Origin of the sequence: Streptomyces sp. NPDC060366 (assembly GCF_042725135.1) — a bacterium.
In the GTDB taxonomy this organism is placed as follows: Bacteria; Actinomycetota; Actinomycetes; order Streptomycetales; family Streptomycetaceae; genus Streptomyces.
The window spans coordinates 43,281-62,490 of record NZ_JBHXDC010000029.1 but is presented as its reverse complement, the minus strand read 5'-3'; the positions used below and the strand labels follow the sequence as shown (position 1 = coordinate 62,490).

The 19,210-nt window shown below is 70.1% G+C and carries 17 protein-coding genes; 8 read left to right on the top strand and 9 right to left on the bottom strand.

The window, feature by feature from the left end; all coding sequences use genetic code 11:
• Window positions 1–42: 42 nt before the first annotated feature.
• The 5 genes from ACFWHU_RS36535 to ACFWHU_RS36515 form a co-directional block, all read right to left on the bottom strand.
• Window positions 43–549: a hypothetical protein gene (locus tag ACFWHU_RS36535; RefSeq protein WP_387230460.1), complete on the bottom strand. Its 507-nt coding sequence runs from the start codon at window positions 547–549 to the stop codon at window positions 43–45.
• Between the two features lie 73 nt (window positions 550–622).
• Window positions 623–1,627 (bottom strand): 3-oxoacyl-ACP synthase III family protein, encoded by a 1,005-nt coding sequence (locus tag ACFWHU_RS36530; RefSeq protein ID WP_387230458.1) that lies wholly within the window; start codon window positions 1,625–1,627, stop codon window positions 623–625.
• Window positions 1,628–1,642: 15 nt separating this feature from the next.
• Entirely contained in the window at window positions 1,643–3,808 is a 2,166-nt protein-coding gene (locus tag ACFWHU_RS36525) for a 2-oxo acid dehydrogenase subunit E2 (protein WP_387230456.1), read from the bottom strand.
• Entirely contained in the window at window positions 3,805–4,071 is a 267-nt protein-coding gene (locus tag ACFWHU_RS36520; protein ID WP_385802895.1) for an acyl carrier protein, read from the bottom strand. The genes ACFWHU_RS36525 and ACFWHU_RS36520 overlap by 4 nt, the downstream gene beginning before the upstream one ends.
• A gap of 2 nt (window positions 4,072–4,073) precedes the next feature.
• Window positions 4,074–5,057 (bottom strand): thiamine pyrophosphate-dependent dehydrogenase E1 component subunit alpha, encoded by a 984-nt coding sequence (locus ACFWHU_RS36515; protein WP_387230454.1) that lies wholly within the window; start codon window positions 5,055–5,057, stop codon window positions 4,074–4,076.
• Window positions 5,058–5,359: 302 nt separating this feature from the next.
• Between ACFWHU_RS36515 and ACFWHU_RS36510 the strand changes: the two genes are divergently transcribed.
• Complete coding sequence (locus ACFWHU_RS36510) at window positions 5,360–6,838, top strand: FAD-dependent monooxygenase (protein WP_385802899.1); 1,479 nt, start codon at window positions 5,360–5,362, stop codon at window positions 6,836–6,838.
• Between the two features lie 11 nt (window positions 6,839–6,849).
• Window positions 6,850–8,115: a metallophosphoesterase gene (locus ACFWHU_RS36505; RefSeq protein WP_387230451.1), complete on the top strand. Its 1,266-nt coding sequence runs from the start codon at window positions 6,850–6,852 to the stop codon at window positions 8,113–8,115.
• Window positions 8,116–8,166: 51 nt separating this feature from the next.
• Here ACFWHU_RS36505 and ACFWHU_RS36500 read toward each other — a convergent pair whose 3' ends face one another.
• The 4 genes from ACFWHU_RS36500 to ACFWHU_RS36485 form a co-directional block, all read right to left on the bottom strand.
• Complete coding sequence (locus ACFWHU_RS36500; RefSeq protein ID WP_385802903.1) at window positions 8,167–10,668, bottom strand: excinuclease ABC subunit UvrA; 2,502 nt, start codon at window positions 10,666–10,668, stop codon at window positions 8,167–8,169.
• Between the two features lie 114 nt (window positions 10,669–10,782).
• Window positions 10,783–11,193: an ACT domain-containing protein gene (locus ACFWHU_RS36495; RefSeq protein ID WP_387230449.1), complete on the bottom strand. Its 411-nt coding sequence runs from the start codon at window positions 11,191–11,193 to the stop codon at window positions 10,783–10,785.
• 85 nt (window positions 11,194–11,278) lie between these two features.
• Complete coding sequence (locus tag ACFWHU_RS36490; RefSeq protein WP_387230447.1) at window positions 11,279–12,388, bottom strand: sensor histidine kinase; 1,110 nt, start codon at window positions 12,386–12,388, stop codon at window positions 11,279–11,281.
• A complete protein-coding gene (locus ACFWHU_RS36485) occupies window positions 12,381–13,076 on the bottom strand; it encodes a response regulator transcription factor (protein WP_387230446.1) in 696 nt (231 codons plus the stop codon). Before ACFWHU_RS36485 ends, ACFWHU_RS36490 begins: the two co-directional genes overlap by 8 nt.
• 87 nt (window positions 13,077–13,163) lie before the next feature.
• Here ACFWHU_RS36485 and ACFWHU_RS36480 point away from each other — a divergent pair, with 87 nt between their 5' ends.
• From ACFWHU_RS36480 to ACFWHU_RS36455, 6 genes are all read left to right on the top strand, one after another.
• Complete coding sequence (locus ACFWHU_RS36480) at window positions 13,164–14,336, top strand: lipid II:glycine glycyltransferase FemX (RefSeq protein ID WP_387230444.1); 1,173 nt, start codon at window positions 13,164–13,166, stop codon at window positions 14,334–14,336.
• Window positions 14,337–14,536: 200 nt separating this feature from the next.
• Window positions 14,537–15,523: a D-isomer specific 2-hydroxyacid dehydrogenase family protein gene (locus tag ACFWHU_RS36475; RefSeq protein WP_387230442.1), complete on the top strand. Its 987-nt coding sequence runs from the start codon at window positions 14,537–14,539 to the stop codon at window positions 15,521–15,523.
• Window positions 15,516–16,559 carry a D-alanine--(R)-lactate ligase VanA-Sc gene (vanA-Sc, locus tag ACFWHU_RS36470; protein ID WP_387230467.1) on the top strand — a complete coding sequence of 348 codons (1,044 nt, stop codon included), beginning with the start codon at window positions 15,516–15,518 and terminating at the stop codon, window positions 16,557–16,559. The genes ACFWHU_RS36475 and vanA-Sc overlap by 8 nt, the downstream gene beginning before the upstream one ends.
• An 8-nt stretch (window positions 16,560–16,567) precedes the next feature.
• Complete coding sequence (gene vanX, locus ACFWHU_RS36465) at window positions 16,568–17,209, top strand: D-Ala-D-Ala dipeptidase VanX (RefSeq protein ID WP_387230465.1); 642 nt, start codon at window positions 16,568–16,570, stop codon at window positions 17,207–17,209.
• A 123-nt stretch (window positions 17,210–17,332) separates the two neighbouring features.
• Window positions 17,333–18,322 carry an erythromycin esterase family protein gene (locus ACFWHU_RS36460; protein WP_387230440.1) on the top strand — a complete coding sequence of 330 codons (990 nt, stop codon included), beginning with the start codon at window positions 17,333–17,335 and terminating at the stop codon, window positions 18,320–18,322.
• 10 nt (window positions 18,323–18,332) lie between these two features.
• Window positions 18,333–19,073, top strand: coding sequence for a VOC family protein (locus ACFWHU_RS36455; protein ID WP_387230438.1), 741 nt, complete (start codon window positions 18,333–18,335; stop codon window positions 19,071–19,073).
• The last annotated feature ends 137 nt before the right edge of the window (window positions 19,074–19,210 follow it).

Below are 19,210 nucleotides of genomic sequence, written 5' to 3'. Positions count from 1 at the left end.
CCGTTCGGCGGCCGGGCTCCGGCACAGCGGGCTTCGAGCGGGTCAGCTGCCGGCGCCGGCCGGGGCGGGGAGCTCGGACGCGACCTTCGCCGCCGCCTTCTTCAGTGAGTCGCACACCTGCGGGGTCATCGCCGTGGTCCGGCCGAGCCGCATTTCCAGGCTGTTCTTCTCCCCCGTGTCCAGGAAGATCTTGCAGACCCCGTTCAGGGAACCCATCAGCATCACGGCGTCGTGGTCGCCGAACCGCATCGTGCTCCGTTTGCCCTGCCCGGTCGCCGCCGCTTCGAGCGGCCGGTCCCTCGGGGTCACGGTGAGGGTGCCGAACTCGTGGCTGTGGGCGGTGCAGCCTTCCTCGGACATCTGGCTCACCGCGGGCTGCCCGAGGTCGAACTCGACGGACACCGGGCGGAGCAGCTTGCAGGTGGGGGTGTCGGCGGAGTCGGAGGACTGCACGGCCGTGTCGGGATCGGTCGAGCAGGACACCAGCCCCAGGCCGGCGCAGACCAGCGCGGCAGCCATCAGGGCGCGCCGGGCGGGGTGACGACTCATATCGTTTTACTCCGATCTGTTCGGTGGCGGGAGGGGACTCCCCGGACCGCTGAGGTGCGGGCCGGCGGCGCGATCAGCACTGGAGGACCGTGCACGCCCAGTGCATGCCCCGGCCGTTGGCCGCGAGGGCCACGAGGTCCCCGGGCGCCAGTTCCCCGGCCTCCGCCATCCGGGCCAGGGAGAAGAGGTGGTCGGCGGCGCCGAAGTGCCCGTGCAGGGCCGCCAGTCGGGCGTTGGTCCGCTCCAGCGGCACCCCGACCAGTTCGGCCTGCGTCGCCAGTACCCGCGCGTTGTCGTTGAGCAGGAGCAGCCGGGCCAGTCCCTCCTCGGCGCAGTCGGCCTGACGGCAGGCCCGGTGCACGGCGCGGGCGGTGCGCTCGTCGATCTCCTCGGCGTAGGCGGCCAGCCGTTCGGCGTCGTGGTCGAACTGGTCGACCACGTCCCAGGCGTCCCGTACGGCGGGCGTCTCGGTGCCGGGCACGAAGGGCTGCCGCGCGCCGCCGACGTCCATCCGGAAGAAGTCGGCGTACCGGCCGTCCGTCTCGGCGTAGGAGGACCGCCAGCGCAGTGTGGGCGCGTCGCGTACGGCGACGGCCGCGGCCGCCCCGTCCGAGAACAGCAGTGAGTGGGTGTCCAGCCGGTTCCAGTACGCCTCGACGGTCCGGTTGGCGCCGATGACCAGCGCCGTGCCGTAGCCGGGATGGGTGGCGAACCGGCCTGCGACGGTGTCGAACGCGGTGACTCCGCCCACGCAGCCCTGGTCGACGAGCACCGCCTCGGCGTGGCTCAGCCCGAGGGCCCACTGGACCCGGGCCGCCGCGTCCCAGTACAGATGGTCGGCGAGGTCGGTCAGGGCGAGTACGAGCAGGTCCACCTCGCGCGGGTTCACCGACTCCAGGGCCCGCCGGCCCGCTTCGACGGCGAGATCGGTGACGCTCACGTCGGGCGGGGCCCGGTGGATGTACTCGTAGCCGTATCCGAGGACGCGCTCCACGTCCTCGGTGTACTCGGCCACCACGTCCTTGACGGCGGCCTCTTCGCCCAGGGCCACGCCGAAGGCGCTCAACCCGTACGCCACTGGAACTCCTCACGGTCAGTCGATGAGTTTGACGAGCTGTTCCGGGTCGTGGAGGGCGTCCGCGACGGCGCGCAGGAACGCGACCGCTTCCCGGCCGTTGACCACCCGGTGGTCGTAGGCGAGTCCGAGGGTGACCACGGTGGCGGGGGCGGGCACCCCGTCGGCGAGGACGAGGCGGGTGAGCGGGCCGCCGACCGAGACCATGCACAACTGCGGCCACATGACGATCGGCTGGACGACCAGTACGCCGGGCTCCACGTTCAGGGAGACGGTCAGGGAGCCGCCGGACAGGTCGCCCGCGGTGAACTCACCGCGGAACGCCTTCATCCGGAACTCCATGAGGTCGTCGGAGAGGTCGGCGAGGGAACGGGCGGCGCAGTCCCGCAGCACGGGGGTGTAGAGGCCGTTCCCGGCGTCCACGGTGACGCCGATGTCCACGGTGTCGGCCAGCCGTACGGTCCGTTCGTCCACCAGGGCGCCGAACAGATGCGGAAACGCGGGGTGCGTGGCGGCCACGGCCTTCACCACCGCCTCCGGCAGCCCGACCTCGGCGCCGGTCTCGTCGGAGAGTGTCCGCAGCCGGGCCAGCACCGCGTCCACCTCGACCTCGACCGCGGCGAAGGCGGCGGGCACCTCCTGGTGCGCGCGTGTGACGACGGCGGCGGTGCCCTGTTGGGCCCGGTCGAGCACATGGGTACGGGGAGCGGGTCCTGGCGGGGCGGCGGGCGGCGGTACGGCCGCGGCCACAGTCGGGGCCCCCGGCGGGGCGGTCGACGAAGTGTCGGGCGGGGCCGTGGGCGGTTCGGCGAACAGCTCGGCGAGGAGCTTCCCGACACCGATCTCGGTGCCCTCGGCAGCGCGTACCCGCAGATGCCCGGCGGCCGGGGCGACGATCTCCTCGACCGCCTTGGAGGTCTCCACCTCGACCAGCGGGTCGCCCTCGGCTACCTGTGCGCCGTCCTCGACGAGCCACTGGAGCACCAGATAGGTGGTGTCGTTGTTGTTGAGTTTGGGCACACCGACCGGCACCCCGGCGACGGTCTCGACGCCCTCCGGCTCGGTGACGTCGGGGGCGGGTGCCGTGGGGACGGTAGTGGCCAGGGGCCCGGTGTTCGCCAGGGGCCCGGTGGCCTGCGCGGGTACGGCCGGCGCGCGGGGCGGCAGGGAGCGGGCCGCGGCCGTCTCGATCTCCTCGGCGATCCGCTCGGCCCCCAGCAGTACCCCCGCCTCCAGGTGCGGAGCGGTCGGCACCACCGAATCGGCCGACGACAACAGCAGTACGGGCGCGCGCAGTTCCGCCCAGATCCGCCCGTGCACCTGCGCGGCCATCTCGGCGCCCCAGGTGCCGCCCGCGGTGCTCTCCTCCGCCACCGCGACCAGCCGGGCGCCCGCCAGCAACGGCAGCACCGGCTCCAGGTCGGGCGGGTACAGCCGGGCCGGGACCAGTACGTGCGTGGTCAGCCCCTGGCGCCGTAGCAGCCGGGCGGCGTCGAGGGCCCGGTGCGCGGTCCCGCCGGGGCACATCAGCACCACGTCGGCGGGGGCGGCGTCCAGAGGGGTGACGTGCGCCCAGCCGGTCGGCCCGCCGAGCAGTGTGTATCCGTGGTCCTCGTCCACCACCCCGTCGCGGAACACCCGCCGGGTGTAGAGGACCTTGTCCTCGAAGAGCATCGCGGGCCCGTGGTCGAGGGCCTCGGCCAGCTGCGCGTACGGGTCGTGGAACGGGCTCGTCTCGTACAGCGCCAGGTTGGGAATGCCGAGGAAGTGTTTCTGCACGCTCTGGCTGTGGGTGGGGCCGTAGCCGCGGTTGCCGCCCACCGGACAGCGCACCACGACCGGCATCGGCACCCGTTCCCCGTACATGGTCACCGACTTGGAGATCAGGTTGAGCACCTGGTCGAAGGCGAGCGCTGCGAAGTCGCCGAACATCATCTCCACGACCGCCTGGTCACCCGCGAGGGCGAGACCGCCCGCTACGCCGGTGATGCCCGCCTCGCTGATCGGGGTGCCGAGCACCCGGTCCGGGTGCCGGGTGGACAGGCCGCGGGTCACCTTGAAAGCGCCGCCGTACGGGTCGAGTACGTCCTCTCCGAGCAGGTGCAGCGAGGGCCGTTCGTCGAACAGCCGGTGCAGGGCGCCGTTGAGCGCCTCCACCACCCTGGGCGCGGGGCGCGCGGTCACGGCGCCTCCCGCTTCTGGGCCAGGACTCCACGCAGGGCGCCGACGGTCCGGCAGCCGCGTACCTCACGGGAGGTGAGCTTCACGCCGTAGGTCTGTTCGACACGGGCGACGATCTGGACGTGCCGCAGGCTGGTCCAGGCTGCCGAAGTGGCGGGCCCGGTGTCGTCGGTCACCTCGGCGGGGGCCAGCTGGAGCACATCGGCCACCAGGCCCGTCAGTTCGGTCGATTCGGATGATTCGGTCGGCTCGGTCGGTTGGGCCATGGTTACTCCATCCTCGTGTCCGGGAGACCGGACCCCGTCCACGCGGCGGGCGGCCGTGCCTCCACCTCCCGGGCCAGCTGTTCCAGGTCAGCGCGAATCCGCGCGTCGAGTTCCCGGAACGGCTCGCCCAGCCGGTCGGTCAGCTCCCGGTGCCAGTCCTCGGCCCAGAGGCGGTCCACCTCCGCCTGTGCGCGGGTGTCGTCGCCCTTGCTGTGCGGACCCAGCCGGCGGGTGGTGAACTGCACGACGGCCGGACGGTGTTCCTCACGGACCCGGCGGATCACGGGGGCCAGCCGCTCCCGGATCTCCGGCACCTGATGGCCCGTTATCTCCAGGAAGTCGATGCCGAAGGCGGCGGCCCGGTCCGCGATCGAACCGGCCATCTGGAGGTGCGTCGGGGTGGACTGGGCGACCCCGTTGTGTTCGACGACCACCAGGACCGGCGCCCGCCACAGCGCGGCCATGTTGAGCGCCTCGTACACCGCTCCCTCGCCCCAGGTGCCGTCACCGACGAACGCGGCGGCGATCCGGCCGGACTTGACGCGCTTGCAGCGCATACCGATACCGACGGCAAGCGGCAGACTCTGGCCCTGCACCCCGGTGGAGAGGTAGTTCTGGCGGCGGATGTGCTGGCTGCCGCCGACGCCCGAACACACCGCGCCGGCCCGGCCCATGATCTCCGCGAGCAGTCCGGCGGGATCACGGAACAGGGCGAGGTAGTGGCCGTGGCCGCGGTGATTGCTGAGCACGTGGTCGCCCGACAGCAGCGGGGCCAGTGACACCGGCACGTACTCCTGCCCCAGACAGGTGTGCGTGGTGCCGTTGAGCCTGCCCTCGGCGAACATCCGCAGCAGCAGGTTCTCGAAGTGCCGGATGGTCAGCAGGGATTCCAGGTCCTCGGGCTCCGGGCCGGCCGGTGGATTCAAAACGGCCGGTGGTTCCGGGGCGGCCGGTGCGCGAAGTGGTTCCGGCGGATGCGCGGTCATCGCGGGACGTCCCCCTGCGGGCTGGACTGCATGGACACCACCTGATCGGCCGCCACGCTAAGGCCCCCCGTTCTCAACCTGGTTCTCGAACCGCTCTCATCGGTGGACCGCCGCTCTCCGGCGCCTCTCAGCTCGTTCTCACCGTGGTTGCGCCCGCCACGGACCGCCCTTTTAACTGGCTGGCGTCCGGCGGGGAGCGGCTCCGCGCCGGACGTCCGGCCGCCCCATGCCCTTGCCTTGGCCCTGCGCGCGCCCCGCACCTCCCCGTGCGGCGGGACCAGCCGATCCGAAGGAGTTCGCAGATGCCGCCGTCCCCACAGGTGCTCATCGTCGGCGGCGGCCCCGCCGGGCTCTCGCTCGCTGCGGAACTGGCCGGGTTCGGCGTCTCCTGCCAGGTGGTGGACAAACGCACCCAGCGCGCCCGGCTGTCCCGGGCCTGCACGGTCGAACCCCGCACCCTGGAACTCCTCGACATGCGGGGCCGGGTCGACGACGTGCTGGCCTGGGGCCTGGAGTGCCCGCACCCCCCGCTCGGCAACGAGGACGGCTATCTGGACTACGGACTGCTCGACACCGGCTTCCCGTTCAGCCTGTCCATCCCGCAGTCGAAGACCGAGGACGCGCTCCAGATAGCCGCCGAGAAGGCGGGCGCGGTGCTGCTGCCCGGAACCGAGATGACCGGGCTGTCGCAGGACGACGACGGGGTCGTGGTCGAACTGACCGGCCCGGAGGGTCCGACCACCGTCAGGGCGCAGTACGTCGTCGGCTGTGACGGGGTGAACAGCACCGTCCGCGACGTCCTCGGGGTGAAGTTCGACGGCTGGAACTACGACCAGTCATTGATGATGGCGGACGCCCGGCTGAGCAGTCCGCCGGGACCGGCCGAGTACGCCAGGATCAACCGGCGCGGCATGGCGGCCCTGTTCCCGTTCCGGGACGGCACCTACCGGGTCATCGTCCTGGACCGGGAGAAGTTCACCGTCCCCGCCGACGAGCCGCTGACCCTGGAGGATCTCAGCGAGAGCTGCGCCGCCATCCTGGGCCTGGACATCGGCATCACCGACCCGCTGTGGCTGTCGCGGTTCCGCAGCTCGCAGCGGCACGCCAAGCGGTACCGGGTCGGCCGGGTGCTGCTCGCCGGGGACGCCGCGCACACCCACATCCCCTCCGGCGGACAGGGCCTCCAGACCGGTATCCAGGACGCGTTCAACCTGGGCTGGAAACTGCGGGCGGTGCTCGACGGGTGGGCGCCGGAGAGCCTGCTCGACACCTACGAGGCGGAGCGCTACCCGATCGCGGCGGAGACGCTGCGCAAGACCGACCTGTCCTTCCGCTTCGAGACCTCGGACAGCCTCCCCGCCCGGCTGCTGCGCAAGGCCGCGATGTGGTCGATGCGGATCAAGCCGGTCCACCGGCTGAACGTGCTGCACCTGTCGGGGCTGACACTGCGCTATCCGGCGGCGGGACGTGACCGGTGGACGGGCCTGCGGGTGCCCGACCGGCCCCTCGTGGCGGCTCCCGGCGGCCCGGAGCGGCTGCACGAATTGTTCAGGGGCGGCGGTTTCGTGCTGACGGGCACGGACGGCTGTCCGCCCGCCGCCGCCGGCTGGGAGGCCCGGCTGCGTACGGGTGTGCTCGCCGAACCCCTCGGCGCCAGGTGGCCCGCGCATGTGCTGATCCGGCCCGACGGATACGTGGCCTGGGCGGGCGCCGACCCCGGCCGGGGGCTGACCAGGGCGCTGCGTCACTGGTGCGGTGAGCCGCAACCGATCGCCCGCTGAGCGGGGGGCCGGTGTCCTCCGCGCTGTTCGTCGCACTCGTCCTGCCACTCCTGGCCGGCGTCCACTACTACGTGTGGCGGCGCATGGTCCGCGACACCACCACTCCCGGTTCCGCGTGGCGCCGGGGCGGCACCGTTCTGATCGTGGTGCTCGGCCTGCTGCTGGTGGCCGCGCCACCCGGCGAGCGGGCGCTCCCCGCGCCGCTGGCCACGGCTGTCGGCTGGCCCGGCTTCGTGTGGATGGCGGGGATCCTCTACCTGGCCCTGGCGCTGCTGGTCGGTGAGGTACCGCGCCTGCTGCTGCTACGGGTGGAACGGCGCCGGGTCACCGCCGCGGTTACCGTGCCCGCAACGCCCCGTACGGACTCCGTGTCCGGTACGGGCTCCCCGGAGCCCGCGTCCGCCACGGATTCTCCCGAGCCGGAGCCCGCGTCCGCCGCCCCTCTCCACCCCTCACGACGGCTGTTCGTCGGCCGGGCCGTCGCGCTGGCCTCCGGGGCCGCCGCCACCGCCGCCGTGGGCTACGGCGCGTACACCGCGCTCGGCCCTCCCCGTATCAAGCACCTCACCGTGCCGCTCGCCCGGCTCGATCCGGCGGCCCACGGCTTCCGGATCGCCCTGATCAGCGACATCCATCTGAACGTGCTGGTGGGCCGGGACCGCACCAGGCAGTTGGTGGACCTCCTCAACGGCACCGAACCGGACCTGGTGGCCCTCGTCGGCGATCTGGTGGAGGACGCCGACGTGGCCGACCAGGGACGGGCCGCCGAACCTCTGGCGGACCTCCGGGCCACCCACGGCGCGTTCTTCGTCACCGGCAACCACGAGTTCTACTCGGGCGCCGCCCAGTGGGTCCGGTTCGTGCGGGGGCTCGGGCTGCGCACACTGCGCAACGAACGGCTCGCCCTGCCCGGCTTCGACCTGGCCGGGGTCGAGGACGAGAGCGGCGCCGAGCAGGGCGACGGCCCGGACTACGAGGCCGCGCTCGGCGGACGCGACCGGGACCGGGCCGTCGTACTCCTCGCCCACCAGCCGGCGCAGGTCGAGGAGGCCGCCCGGTACGGGGTGGACCTCCAGTTGTCCGGTCACACCCACGGCGGCCAACTGTGGCCCTTCAACCACCTCATGGGCCTGAGTGAGCCGAACGTGGCGGGGCTGAGCCGGCACGGCGACACCCTGCTCTACGTGACCCGCGGCACCGGCTTCTGGGGGCCGCCGGTCCGGCTGGGCGCCGAGCCGGACATCACCGTTCTGGAGCTGACCTCGCCCCGCGCCTGACCGCGTGCGACCGCGGCCGGACGCGGGGCTTCAACTGCCCGGCGTCGAAGGTCAGTTACCTGATCGGTCGCCGGGCTCCCCCAGCAGCGGCAGCCCCGCCGCGTACCGTCGGAAGAAACCCGCGGTCGGGGTGTCGGCGCCGGCGACCTCCTCCGGGGTGCCCGCCGCGACCACCGCCCCGCCGTCCGGGCCCGCGCCCGGCCCCAGGTCGATCACCCAGTCCGCGGAGGCGGCGACGGGGATGTCGTGCTCGGCGACGACCACGGTGTTGCCCGAGTCCAGCAGCAGGTCGAAGGCGTCCACCATGCGCTGGATGTCGGAGGGGTGCAGGCCGGAGACGGGTTCGTCGAGTACGACCAGTCCGGCCTTGCGGCCGGCCGCGCCACGCTGGATCGCCGAGGCCAGCTTCAGCCGCTGCGCCTCGCCGCCGGAGAGTTCCGTGGCGTTCTGGCCGAGTTGCAGATAGCCGAGGCCGACCCGGTCCAGGGCCTCCAGCGTCTCCGCCAACTGCCGCTGTTCCGTGAGGCGTTCGACGGCTTCGGCGACGGTCAGATCCAGCACCCCGTGGATGGTCAGCCCCTCGTAGGTGATCTCCAGGGCCTCCGGTGTGTAACGGCGGCCCTCGCAGGCGTCGCAGACCACCCACACGTCCGGCAGGAAGTGCATGTTCACCAGCTTGCGGCCGTACCCGGTGCAGGTCTCGCAGCGTCCGCCGTTCGCCGTGTTGAAGGAGAACCAGGAGGACTTGATGCCGCGCTTGCGCGCCTCGTCCGTCTCCGCGAACAGCTTGCGGACGATGTCGAAGGCCTTGCTGTACGTGGCGGGGTTGGACCGGGGGGTCCGGCCGATCGGCTCCTGGTCGACCACGGCGACCCAGCTGAAGTCCTCGCCTCCGGTGACCCGGCGGACGGTGTCGGCCGCCGTTCCGTTCAGGGCCGCCTCCATCCCGGCACCGAGCGCGCCGAGCAGGCTGCTCTTGCCGCTGCCGCTGACCCCGGTCAGACAGGTCAGCCGGCCCTTGGGGAAACGGACCAGGTCCGCGGTCACGTTGTGCGCGGACAGCCCGTGCAGCTCCACCCAGCCGGTGCGGTCCCCGACCGGCCGGCGGGCACGGCGCAGTCGCGGCCCCTTCCCCGCGAGGTAGTGACCGGTCAGCGAGCGGGGATGCGCGGCGACGTCCGCGGGTGTGCCGGAGACGAGCACCTCGCCGCCGAGCCGCCCGGCGCCCGGTCCCATGTCGATCACCCAGTCGGCGCGGGCGATCAGTTCGGGGTCGTGCTCGACCAGCAGCACGGTGTTCCCTGCGGCCCGCAGTTCCAGCGCGATGTCGAGCAGATGCGCCTTGTCCGCCGGGTGGAGGCCGGTGCCCGGTTCGTCCAGGACGAAAATGATGTCGCTGAGTTCGGTGCTGAGTTGGGCCGCGAGCCGGGTGCGCTGGAGTTCGCCGCCGGACAGGGTGGCCGCGCCGCGGGACAGTTGGAGATGGGCCAGGCCCAGCCGGTCCAGCACCCGGAGTCGGCGGGACAGGTCCTGGAGCAGTGGCTCGCCCACCACGCGCTGTCCGGTGCCGAGTCCTTCGGTGACCCGGTCCCCCCAGGCGCGTACCTCGCGGACGTCGACCTCCAGCAGCTCGGGGTAGGCGAGCCCGCCGAGCCGTACCGACCGGGCGATGTCGTCGTAGCCGGTGCCGCCGCAGGTGGTGCAGGGCATCTTGCGCATGTACGGCAGATAGCGCTCCTTGGCGCTGGGCGTCGCGGCGTTGGCGAAGACCCGTTCCACCTCGGCGAGCGCTCCGCGCAGCGGCTCGCTGGAGGTGTACGTCCAGGAGGACGTCTCGTTCTTGTTCGGCATGTCGACGGTGGCCTCGATCTTCTCGTCACCCGTGCCGTACAGCACGTTGTGCCGGAAGGCCTCGGGCAGCGACTCCCAGGGCCGCGCGAGGTCCACGCCGCGCTTCTCCGCCAGGGCGGGAATGAAGGCGTGTTCCCCGGACCGCCACTTCGCGTACCAGGGCGAGGCTCCTTCGAAGAGGGGCAACTCCGGGTGGGTGATGATCAGTTCTTCCCGGGCCTGCCAGCGGCCACCGACGCCGTGGCAGTCGGAGCAGCTTCCCTCCGGGGTGTGCCGGTCGAAGTGGGCCGTGGTGAGGTGGCCGTCACCGGGAACCGCGTCCGGGCCGACGCCCGGCAGCCGGGAGTACAGCAGTCCGAGGTGGCCGTCGATTCCGGTGATGGTGGCGACGGTGGACCGGGGGTTGCGGTTGAGCCTGCGCTGATCGACTGCGAGGGTGGCGCCGAGGCCGAGTACGCGGTCCACCTTGGGGCGGTTACGCTGAGTGATGTACTGCCGGATGAACGGCGACAGCCCCTCCAGATAGCGGAGTTGTGCCTCGCTGTGAATGGTGTCGATCGCTAAGGAGGTCTTGCCGCTGCCGCTGACCCCGGTGAAGGCGACCACTTGCCCCTTGGGAATGTTCACGGTGACATCGCGAAGGTTGTTGGTGCGCGCCCCCACCACCCCGATGGTTTCGATGTTGTGCGCAGAAGTTGTCATTCGTTGAGTCCTCTCCCGACGGCGGGAAGGGAACGCACCCGGAACACCCGGAAACGGCCCGGCTTCTCGTCCCGAGCGCCCCGAAATCCCCTCCCGGAAAAACCACTTATGTTACTACGAGCGGCCGGCCGCTGATCTACGGGAGAGCCCTTCGAGCAGGGCCATGGCACGGTCCGCCACCTCGTACGGCACGAAGAGGTGGTCGTGGTGGAACCCGGCCACCACGTTGCAGCTGACTCCGGCCCCGGCGAGTTCGTGGGCCACGGCGGCGGTCAGACCGACCGCGTCCAGAGCGGAGTTCACCCGGAGTACCAGCCAGCCGGCCACGTAGTCGTACCCCAGTCCGGCGGCCTCGGCGTCCTCCTGGCTCAGCACCATGGTCAGGCCCTCGCGCTCGGCCACCGTGACGATCGGCGAGACCCCGGGGGGAATGCCGTCGGCCACCGTGGTGAACACGAAGCGCCCCGGATTCAGCTCCGGCCGCATGTCGATCAGAAGTCGTCGCAGGTCAGTCTCGCCAGGCACGGGAGACACCTTATGCAGCCGCCGGGCCCGAACGCGTATCGGACCGCCGGGCGACACGGCCCCGCGGCCGGGCCGAGTCCTCGGTTCAGTGGCGTCCGAGCCGGGATCTGTCGGTGTGCAAGGCCGTCGCGGGCAGCTCCACGGTGATGCGGAGTCCGCCGGCGGGGCGCGGGGTGAGGGTGAGGATTCCGCCGTGTGCGTGGGTGATGCTCTTGACGATCGCCAGACCGAGGCCGACTCCGGCGTGGTCGGTGCGTACGCGCTCGCCACCGCGCTGAAAGGGTTCGGTGAGTGTGGAGACCAACCGCGGGGTGAGCTTCGCGCCGGTGTTCTCGACGGTGAGCACCACGGCTTCGGGGCGCAGGCTCGTCGTGACCCACACGGTGCCCTGCTCCGACAGGTTGTGGACGATCGCGTTGTGCACGAGGTTCGTGGTCATCTGGAGCAGGAGCGCGTGCGAGCCGACGGTGCCGGCCATGTCGCCGGAGGTCTCGATGGTGACGCCGTGCTTCTCCGCGAGGGGGAGGAGCGTCTCCGTGGCCTCCTCCGCCGCGAGGGACAGGTCGACGAGTTCCCGGGTGAAGGAGCGCTGGTTGGCGCGGCTGAGCAGGAGCATCGCTTCGGTGAGCTCGATCGCCCGGGTGTTGACGAAGTGCAGGCGGTCGACGAGTTCGCCGGTGTCACGGTCCGGATCCTTGCGGGCCACGTCGAGGAGCGTCTGCGTGATCGCCAGCGGGGTGCGCAGTTCGTGGGAGGCGTTGGCCGCGAATCTCCGCTGTTCCGCGTCGTTCGCCTCGAGCCGCGCGAGCATCACGTCGAAGGCGTCGGCGAGTTCGCGGAACTCGTCCTCGTGGCCTTCCAGCTGGATCCGGTGGGAGAGCGAGCCGTTCGTGGCCAGCCGGGTGGCGTTGGTGATGCGGGTCAGGGGCGCGAGCATGCTCCCCGCGAGGACCCAGCCTCCCAGGAGGCCGAAGATCAGCAGGAACACCAGCGCCAGGGCCGCCTTCGGGACGAAGGCGGCCACGAGGGCGGAGCGGTCGGGTATCGCCATGGGCGAGGGGACGAGCTCCTCGGGTACGTAGCGCAGCAGGAACAGCCACACGACGCCGAGCAGCAAGGCACCCGCGACCATCAGGAACCCCGCGTAGCTGAGGGTGAGCTTGAGGCGAACGCTCAGACCGGGCGCTCTATCCACGCTCTCCACCCTCGTGTCCGGCGCCGGGCACTGTGTCGATGCGGTAGCCGACGCCCGCCACCGTGGCGATGATCCAGGGTTCGCCGAGGCGTTTGCGCAGTGCCGAGACGGTGATGCGTACGGCGTTGGTGAACGGGTCGGCGTTCTCGTCCCACGCCCGCTCCAGCATCTCCTCGGCGCTGACGACACCGCCTTCCGCAGCGACGAGGACTTCGAGCACGGCGAACTGTTTCCGGGTGAGCGCGACGTACCGCCCGTCCCGGTGGACCTCGCGGCGGAACGGATCCAGCCGCAGACCCGCGATCTCTCGCACGGGGGGTCTGCTGTGGGCACGTCTGCGGTCGAGTGCTCGGAGCCGGAGCACCAGCTCCCGCAGCTCGAACGGCTTCGTGAGGTAGTCGTCGGCGCCGAGCCCGAACCCGGTCTCCTTGTCGTCGAGCCGGTTGGCGGCGGTGAGCATCAGGATCGGCATGCCGCTGCCGGAGGCGACGATGCGTTTGGCGATCTCGTCACCGGAGAGCCGGGGGACGTCACGGTCGAGGACGGCGATGTCGTAGGTGTTGACGCCCAGCAGCTCCAGGGCGATGTCGCCGTCACCCGCGATGTCGGCCGCGATCGCTTCCAGGCGCAGGCCGTCACGGATGGCTTCTGCCATATAGGGCTCGTCCTCGACGATCAGCACACGCATGCCCTCGATGCTACGAGTCCGCGCATATCGTCCACATATCGAAAACCGCATACGCGCCGGCAACACCACGCCGCCTTGACTGGCGGCATGTCCTACCGCGAACCGGCCCGAGCCGCCCATCACCACCGAGGGGCCGGGGCCCCGGGCTGGAGTCCGACCGTCGGGCCGATCAGCGCGGCCGAGCACTTGGCGTTCGTACGGGCTCAGCGGTCGGTCAGTTTCCTCCAGACCCCGGCGTGGGGCAGCGTCAAGACCCAGTGGCGGAGCGAGTCCCTCGGTTGGTTCGACGGCCGGCGGCTGGTCGGCGCCGGGCTGGTCCTGCACCGCCCGGTGCCGAGGTTCGATCGCTTCACGCTCGCCTATCTGCCCGAGGGCCCGGTCATCGACTGGACCGGCGAGATCGGCGCTTGGCTCGACCCGCTGGCGGCCCACCTCAAGGCGCAGGGCGCGTTCGCGATCCGGCTCGGGCCGCCGGTGCGCACGGACACCTGGAGCGCCGCGCAGGTCAAGGAGGGCATCGCCCACCTGGGCGTCCGACGGCTCACCGAGATGTCCGGCCGGTGGGCCGACCCGGTCGGCGCCCGTGTGACCGGCGGACTCAGGGACGCCGGCTGGCTGCCGCAGAGCCCCGAGGACGGCTTCGGGGTCGGGCACCCGCAGTTCAAGTACGAGATTCCGCTGGCCGGCCGGACCGAGGACGACCTGCTCGGGGACATGAACCAGCTCTGGCGCCGCAACATCAAGAAGGCGGCCAAGGAGGGGGTCGAGGTCACGGTCGGCGAGGACCTGAAGGCGTTCCACGAGCTCTACGTCCACACCGCCGAGCGCGACCGTTTCACACCCCGGCCGCTGCGCTACTTCGAGACCATGTTCGCGGCGCTGACCGCCGAGGATCCCGAGCGGATCAGGCTCTATCTGGCCCGCCACCGGGGAGGCCTGGTCGCCGCAGCCATCATGATCCGCGTCGGCGCCCACACGTGGTACGCGTACGGCGCCTCCTCCACCGAGAAGCGCGAGGTGCGGGGCTCCAACGCCTGCCAGTGGGCGATGATCCGCGACTCGCTGGCGGCCGGCTGCGACGTCTACGACCTGCGCGGCATCACCCCGACTCTCGACGCCGACGACCCGCACGTCGGCCTGATCCAGTTCAAGGCCGGCACCGGTGGCCAGGCGGTGAGGTACGTGGGCGAGTGGGACCTGCCGCTGCGGCCGATGGTCTACCGGGCGTTCGACCACTACATGAAGCGGCGCGGGCGGTGAGCCGGGCGTGCCGACGTGGGTGCGGTCGCTGACCGGGCACTCCTGCCGATCCGGCGGCCCGGAGCACGGGCCGAACTGCACGAGCGCGGCCAGTCAACGGCCCGGTCGGCCGCTTCGCGAGTTACCGGGCAGAGACATATCGTCGGCGTATCGGGAACCGCATACGCGTCGGCAACACATCGCCAACTTCACTGGGCGGTATGACCTACAGCGAACCGGCCCGGCCAAGGGGAATCACCATCTATGGGTGCGGGCAGGACGAGGCCGTTCTGTTCCGGGAGTTGGCACCCCGCTTCGGCGTCGTGCCGACCATCACGGAATCGGCGCCATCAGGGGCCAATATGGAACTGGTCTTCAGAAACCGGTGCGTCAGCGTAGGCCATAGGACCCGGATCGAGAATTCAACTCTTCTTGCGTTCAGCCGGGCCGGCGTGAAGTACGTCTCCACGAGGAGCATCGGCTACAACCACATCGATGTGGAGTACGCGGCCGGTGTCGGCATCCGCGTGGAGAACGTCGCCTATTCGCCTGACAGCGTGGCCGACTACACGCTGATGCTGATGCTGATGGCGGTCCGGAACGCGAAATCCACCGTCCGCCGCGCGGACATGCACGACTACCGGTTGAACGATGTACGCGGGAGAGAGCTGCGCGATCTGACCGTCGGGGTCATCGGCACCGGGCGCATCGGCACGGCGGTCATGGAGAGGCTGCGGGGTTTCGGCTGCCGAACACTGGCCCATGACAAACAGCGCGGGACAGCTGCCACTTACGTTCCTCTCGATGAGTTGCTGCGGGTGAGCGACATCGTCACGCTCCACGCACCGCTCGACGCGGATACGCATCATCTCCTCAATCGACAGCGCATCGAGCGGATGAAGCACGGCGCGTTCGTCATCAATACCGGACGCGGCCAACTGCTCGATACCCAGGCCCTTGTTCAGGCGTTGGAGAGCGGCAGATTGGGCGGCGCGGCGCTGGATGTCCTCGAAGGAGAGGAAGGAATATTCTACGCCGACCGCAGGGACGAGCCCATCGAAAGCAAATCCCTGCTGCGGCTCCAAGAGATGCCGAATGCGCTCATCAGTCCGCACACCGCCTACTACACGGACCACGCCCTGAGCGACACGGTCGAGAACTCCATCACCAACTGCCTTGAATTCGAAAGCAGGAATCAGCATGTCTAGGCTGAAGGTCGGAATCATATTCGGCGGCTGCTCCGAAGAGCACTCCGTCTCCGTCAAGTCCGCGGGGGAGGTCGCCCGGCACCTCGATATCGAGAAGTACGAACCGTTCTATGTCGGGATCACGGAGAACGGCGCCTGGCAGCTCTGTGACAGCCCTGCCCCGGACTGGGAGAACGGCGGCAGTTGCCGTTCTGTCGCGCTGTCACCGGACAGAGGCGTGCACGGACTGCTCGTTCTGGAGCAGGGGCGATACGGGACGGTCCGGCTGGACGTCGTGCTGCCCGTTCTGCACGGCAGACTCGGCGAGGACGGTGCGATACAGGGTCTGCTGGAGCTCTCCGGCATCCCCTACGCGGGCTGCGACGTCCAGAGTTCCGCTCTGTGCATGGACAAATCCCTTGCCTACACCGTCGCCAGAAGCGCGGGAATCGCCACGCCGGATTTCTGGACCGTGATGGCGGACGAGAACGTCGATCCCGGCCGGCTGACCTATCCCGTCTTCGTGAAGCCGGCCCGTTCGGGGTCATCTTTCGGCGTCACCAAGGTATCCGGAGAGGATGAGCTGGCGAGCGCCGTGGAAACCGCACGGCGGTACGACTCGAAGGTGCTGATCGAAGAGGCGGTCGTCGGCAGCGAGATCGGATGCGCCATCCTGGGGAACGAGCCGGATCCGATGGCGGGCGAGGTGGATCGAATCGCCCTCTCGCACGGCTTCTTCAGAATCCATCAGGAGACCGAACCCGAAAGCGGTTCCGAGAACTCGACAGCGATCGTTCCCGCCGATATTCCCCCCGAGTCCCGGTCGCGCGTCCAGGAGACGGCGAAGGCCGTATACCGCGCCCTGGGGTGCAGGGGACTGTCACGGGTGGACATGTTCCTCAAGGACGACGGAGAGATAGTACTCAACGAGGTCAACACTCTTCCGGGCCTGACCTCGTACAGCCGCTATCCGAGGATGATGGCAGCCGCGGATCTGCCGCTCGCCGAAGTGATCGACCGGATGGTTTCGTTGGCGTTGACGGGGAAAAGCCGATGAAAGAGTCGATGAGGGACGATTTCGTCTTCGTGGACGAGCTCGTACCCGGAATACGCTGGGATGCCAAGTACGCCACCTGGGACAACTTCACCGGAAAACCGGTGGACGGATATCTGGCCAATCGAGTCGTGGGCACGAGGGCTCTGTGCGCGGCTCTGGAAGTGGCGCGAGGAGAGGCCGAATCCCTCGGCTTCGGCCTGCTGCTCTGGGACGGTTACCGCCCTCAGCGCGCCGTGGACCGCTTTCTCCACTGGTCACAACAGCCGGAGGACGGCCGGACGAAGCCACGGCACTATCCGAACATCAACAGGGCCGAGATGTTCGACCTGGGATACGTGGCCGTCAAGTCGGGCCACAGTCGCGGCAGCACCGTCGACCTGACGCTGTATCACCTGGCCACCGGTGAACTCGCCCCCATGGGCGGTGACCATGACCTGATGGATTCGGTCTCGCATCATGGCGCGACGGGGATCACACGAGTCGAAACGGCGAACCGTCGACATCTGCGTTCCATCATGGATGCCTCCGGTTTCCGCTCGTACGACTGCGAGTGGTGGCATTACACACTGAGCGACGAACCCTATCCGGACACCCATTTCGATTTTCCCATCACCTGGGATTCCAGTAGTGGTCGGCGGCTCGGCCCCTAATCGGTGCCTCCGAACGTGCCGGCTTGACCTCAACTGTGGTTCATGTCTGAGGCTGCGTGTGCGGCGTCGGCCGCGAGGGATGCACGTCCCTGAAGCGATCGGGCCCATCAAGGAGCACTGGCAATGACCGAGACGATGCCCCAGTGGATCGGGCGTCACGCCCACCACCTCACCACGCTCGATCCCGAGGCTCCGTTGACCGATCTCCTGCCGCTGGTCGACATCGTGCGCGATGCCGAGGTCGTGGCTGTCGGCGCCTCGACCCGTCAGGCCCACGAGCTGTCCACGCTCTCGCACAGGGTTGTCCGGTTGCTGGTGGAGGAGCTGGGATTCCGTTCACTCGCGCTGGAGGGGGACGACGCGTCCAGGGTCGGGCTCGACGAGTACATCAGAGGCGGAACTGGGGATCCACTGGCGCTGCTGGCCGAGGCCCGGTCCTTCTGGCAGACCGGGGAGATCCTCGATGTCATCCGGTGGATGCGCTCCTTCAACCTTCGGCATCCCGATGACCCGGTCCGGTTCGCCGGAGTGGCCGGCTCTCGCCGGGGCCAGGGTCACCGGCTCGACGGTCTCGCCGGCATCGAGGTGACTCTGGCCGAGGACACGATCCGGTGGCACGAACACACCGGGGACAAGATCGTCTACTGGGGTGGTATCGCGCACACCGCCAACGGCAATCCGCGGACCGTCTCTCCCTCCTCCCCACCGCTGACGCACCGGAACGCGGGCAGTTACCTCCGCGAGCACTTCGGAGCCGGTTACGTGTCCATCGGCCTGACGTTCCACCACGGCATGGCGCCCTACCCGGTCCCGGCACCGCCGACGGAGTTCGCCGACGCGATCCTGGGCGGAACCGGGCTGGACTCCTACCTTCTGGACCTGCACGCCGACAGCCCGGCTTCTGTACGGACCTGGCTCGATACGCCGACCAGGACACGTCTGATCGGTCCTGACTACGACCCCGACGACAACGCCGCCTACCACCTTTCCGGCGGATCGCTCGCGGACTGGTTCGACGCCATCCTCCACACACAAGAGGTCACCCCGGTCCGTCTCCTCTCGCGTGACGACCGGCGTACGCGCACGGAACCCGGCCGCGGAGCCGGTGCATAGGATCCCCGGCATGGCACTGCGACCTGTTCAGGTGAACATCAAGGCTGTTGACGACGCGGTGGTCGGCCGGTTCTGGGCGGAGGCGCTCGGCTGGAGTGCGTACCGCCCCGGCGAGACCACCTACGTCGGCCCCGCCGGCGGCCTCGTCTGGCCGGACCCGGTCGCCGTCTGTGTCGACGTCGTCCCCGTCCCGGAACCCAAGACGACGACGAAGAACCGCGTACACCTCGATCTCGCCACCACCTCCGCGGCCCATCGGACGGAGTTGATCGCGCGCCTCCGGGCTCTCGGTGCGACGCCCGCCGACGTGGGCCAGGGCGATGTCCCCTGGACGGTCCTCGCGGACCCCGAGGGCAACGAGTTCTGTGTGCTGGAACCTCGCGAGATCTACCGCGACACCGGCCCGATCGCCGCGGTGGTGGTCGACTGCGCGGATCCGCGGGCCATGGCCCGGTTCTGGGACGAGGCGATCGACTGGACACCGCACGAGGTGACCGACGATCAAGCGTCGTTCCGCTCCGCCAGGGGCGTCGGCCCGTACCTCGAATTCCTCCGCACGCCCGGCGCGAAGACCGTGCCGGACCGCGTCCATCTCGACCTGCTGCCGTACCCCGGTGACGACAAGGAGGCGGAGGTGGCCCGGCTGGGGGCCCTCGGCGCCACCGACCTCGATCTCGGCCAGGGCGACGTCCCATGGACCTGTCTCGCCGACCCGGAGGGCCACGAGTTCTGCGTCCTCGCCCCGTCCTGACGGAGCCTCAACGGTTCCGTTCAGGCGGATACCGATGTTTTTGGGTGGAATACCGGCGTCCGCACGTATTCCGGTGGGACCGTGACGGTGTTGCCGCCCCGCGACGGGAAGCGGGGCAGCGGGACACGGGGCCCGCG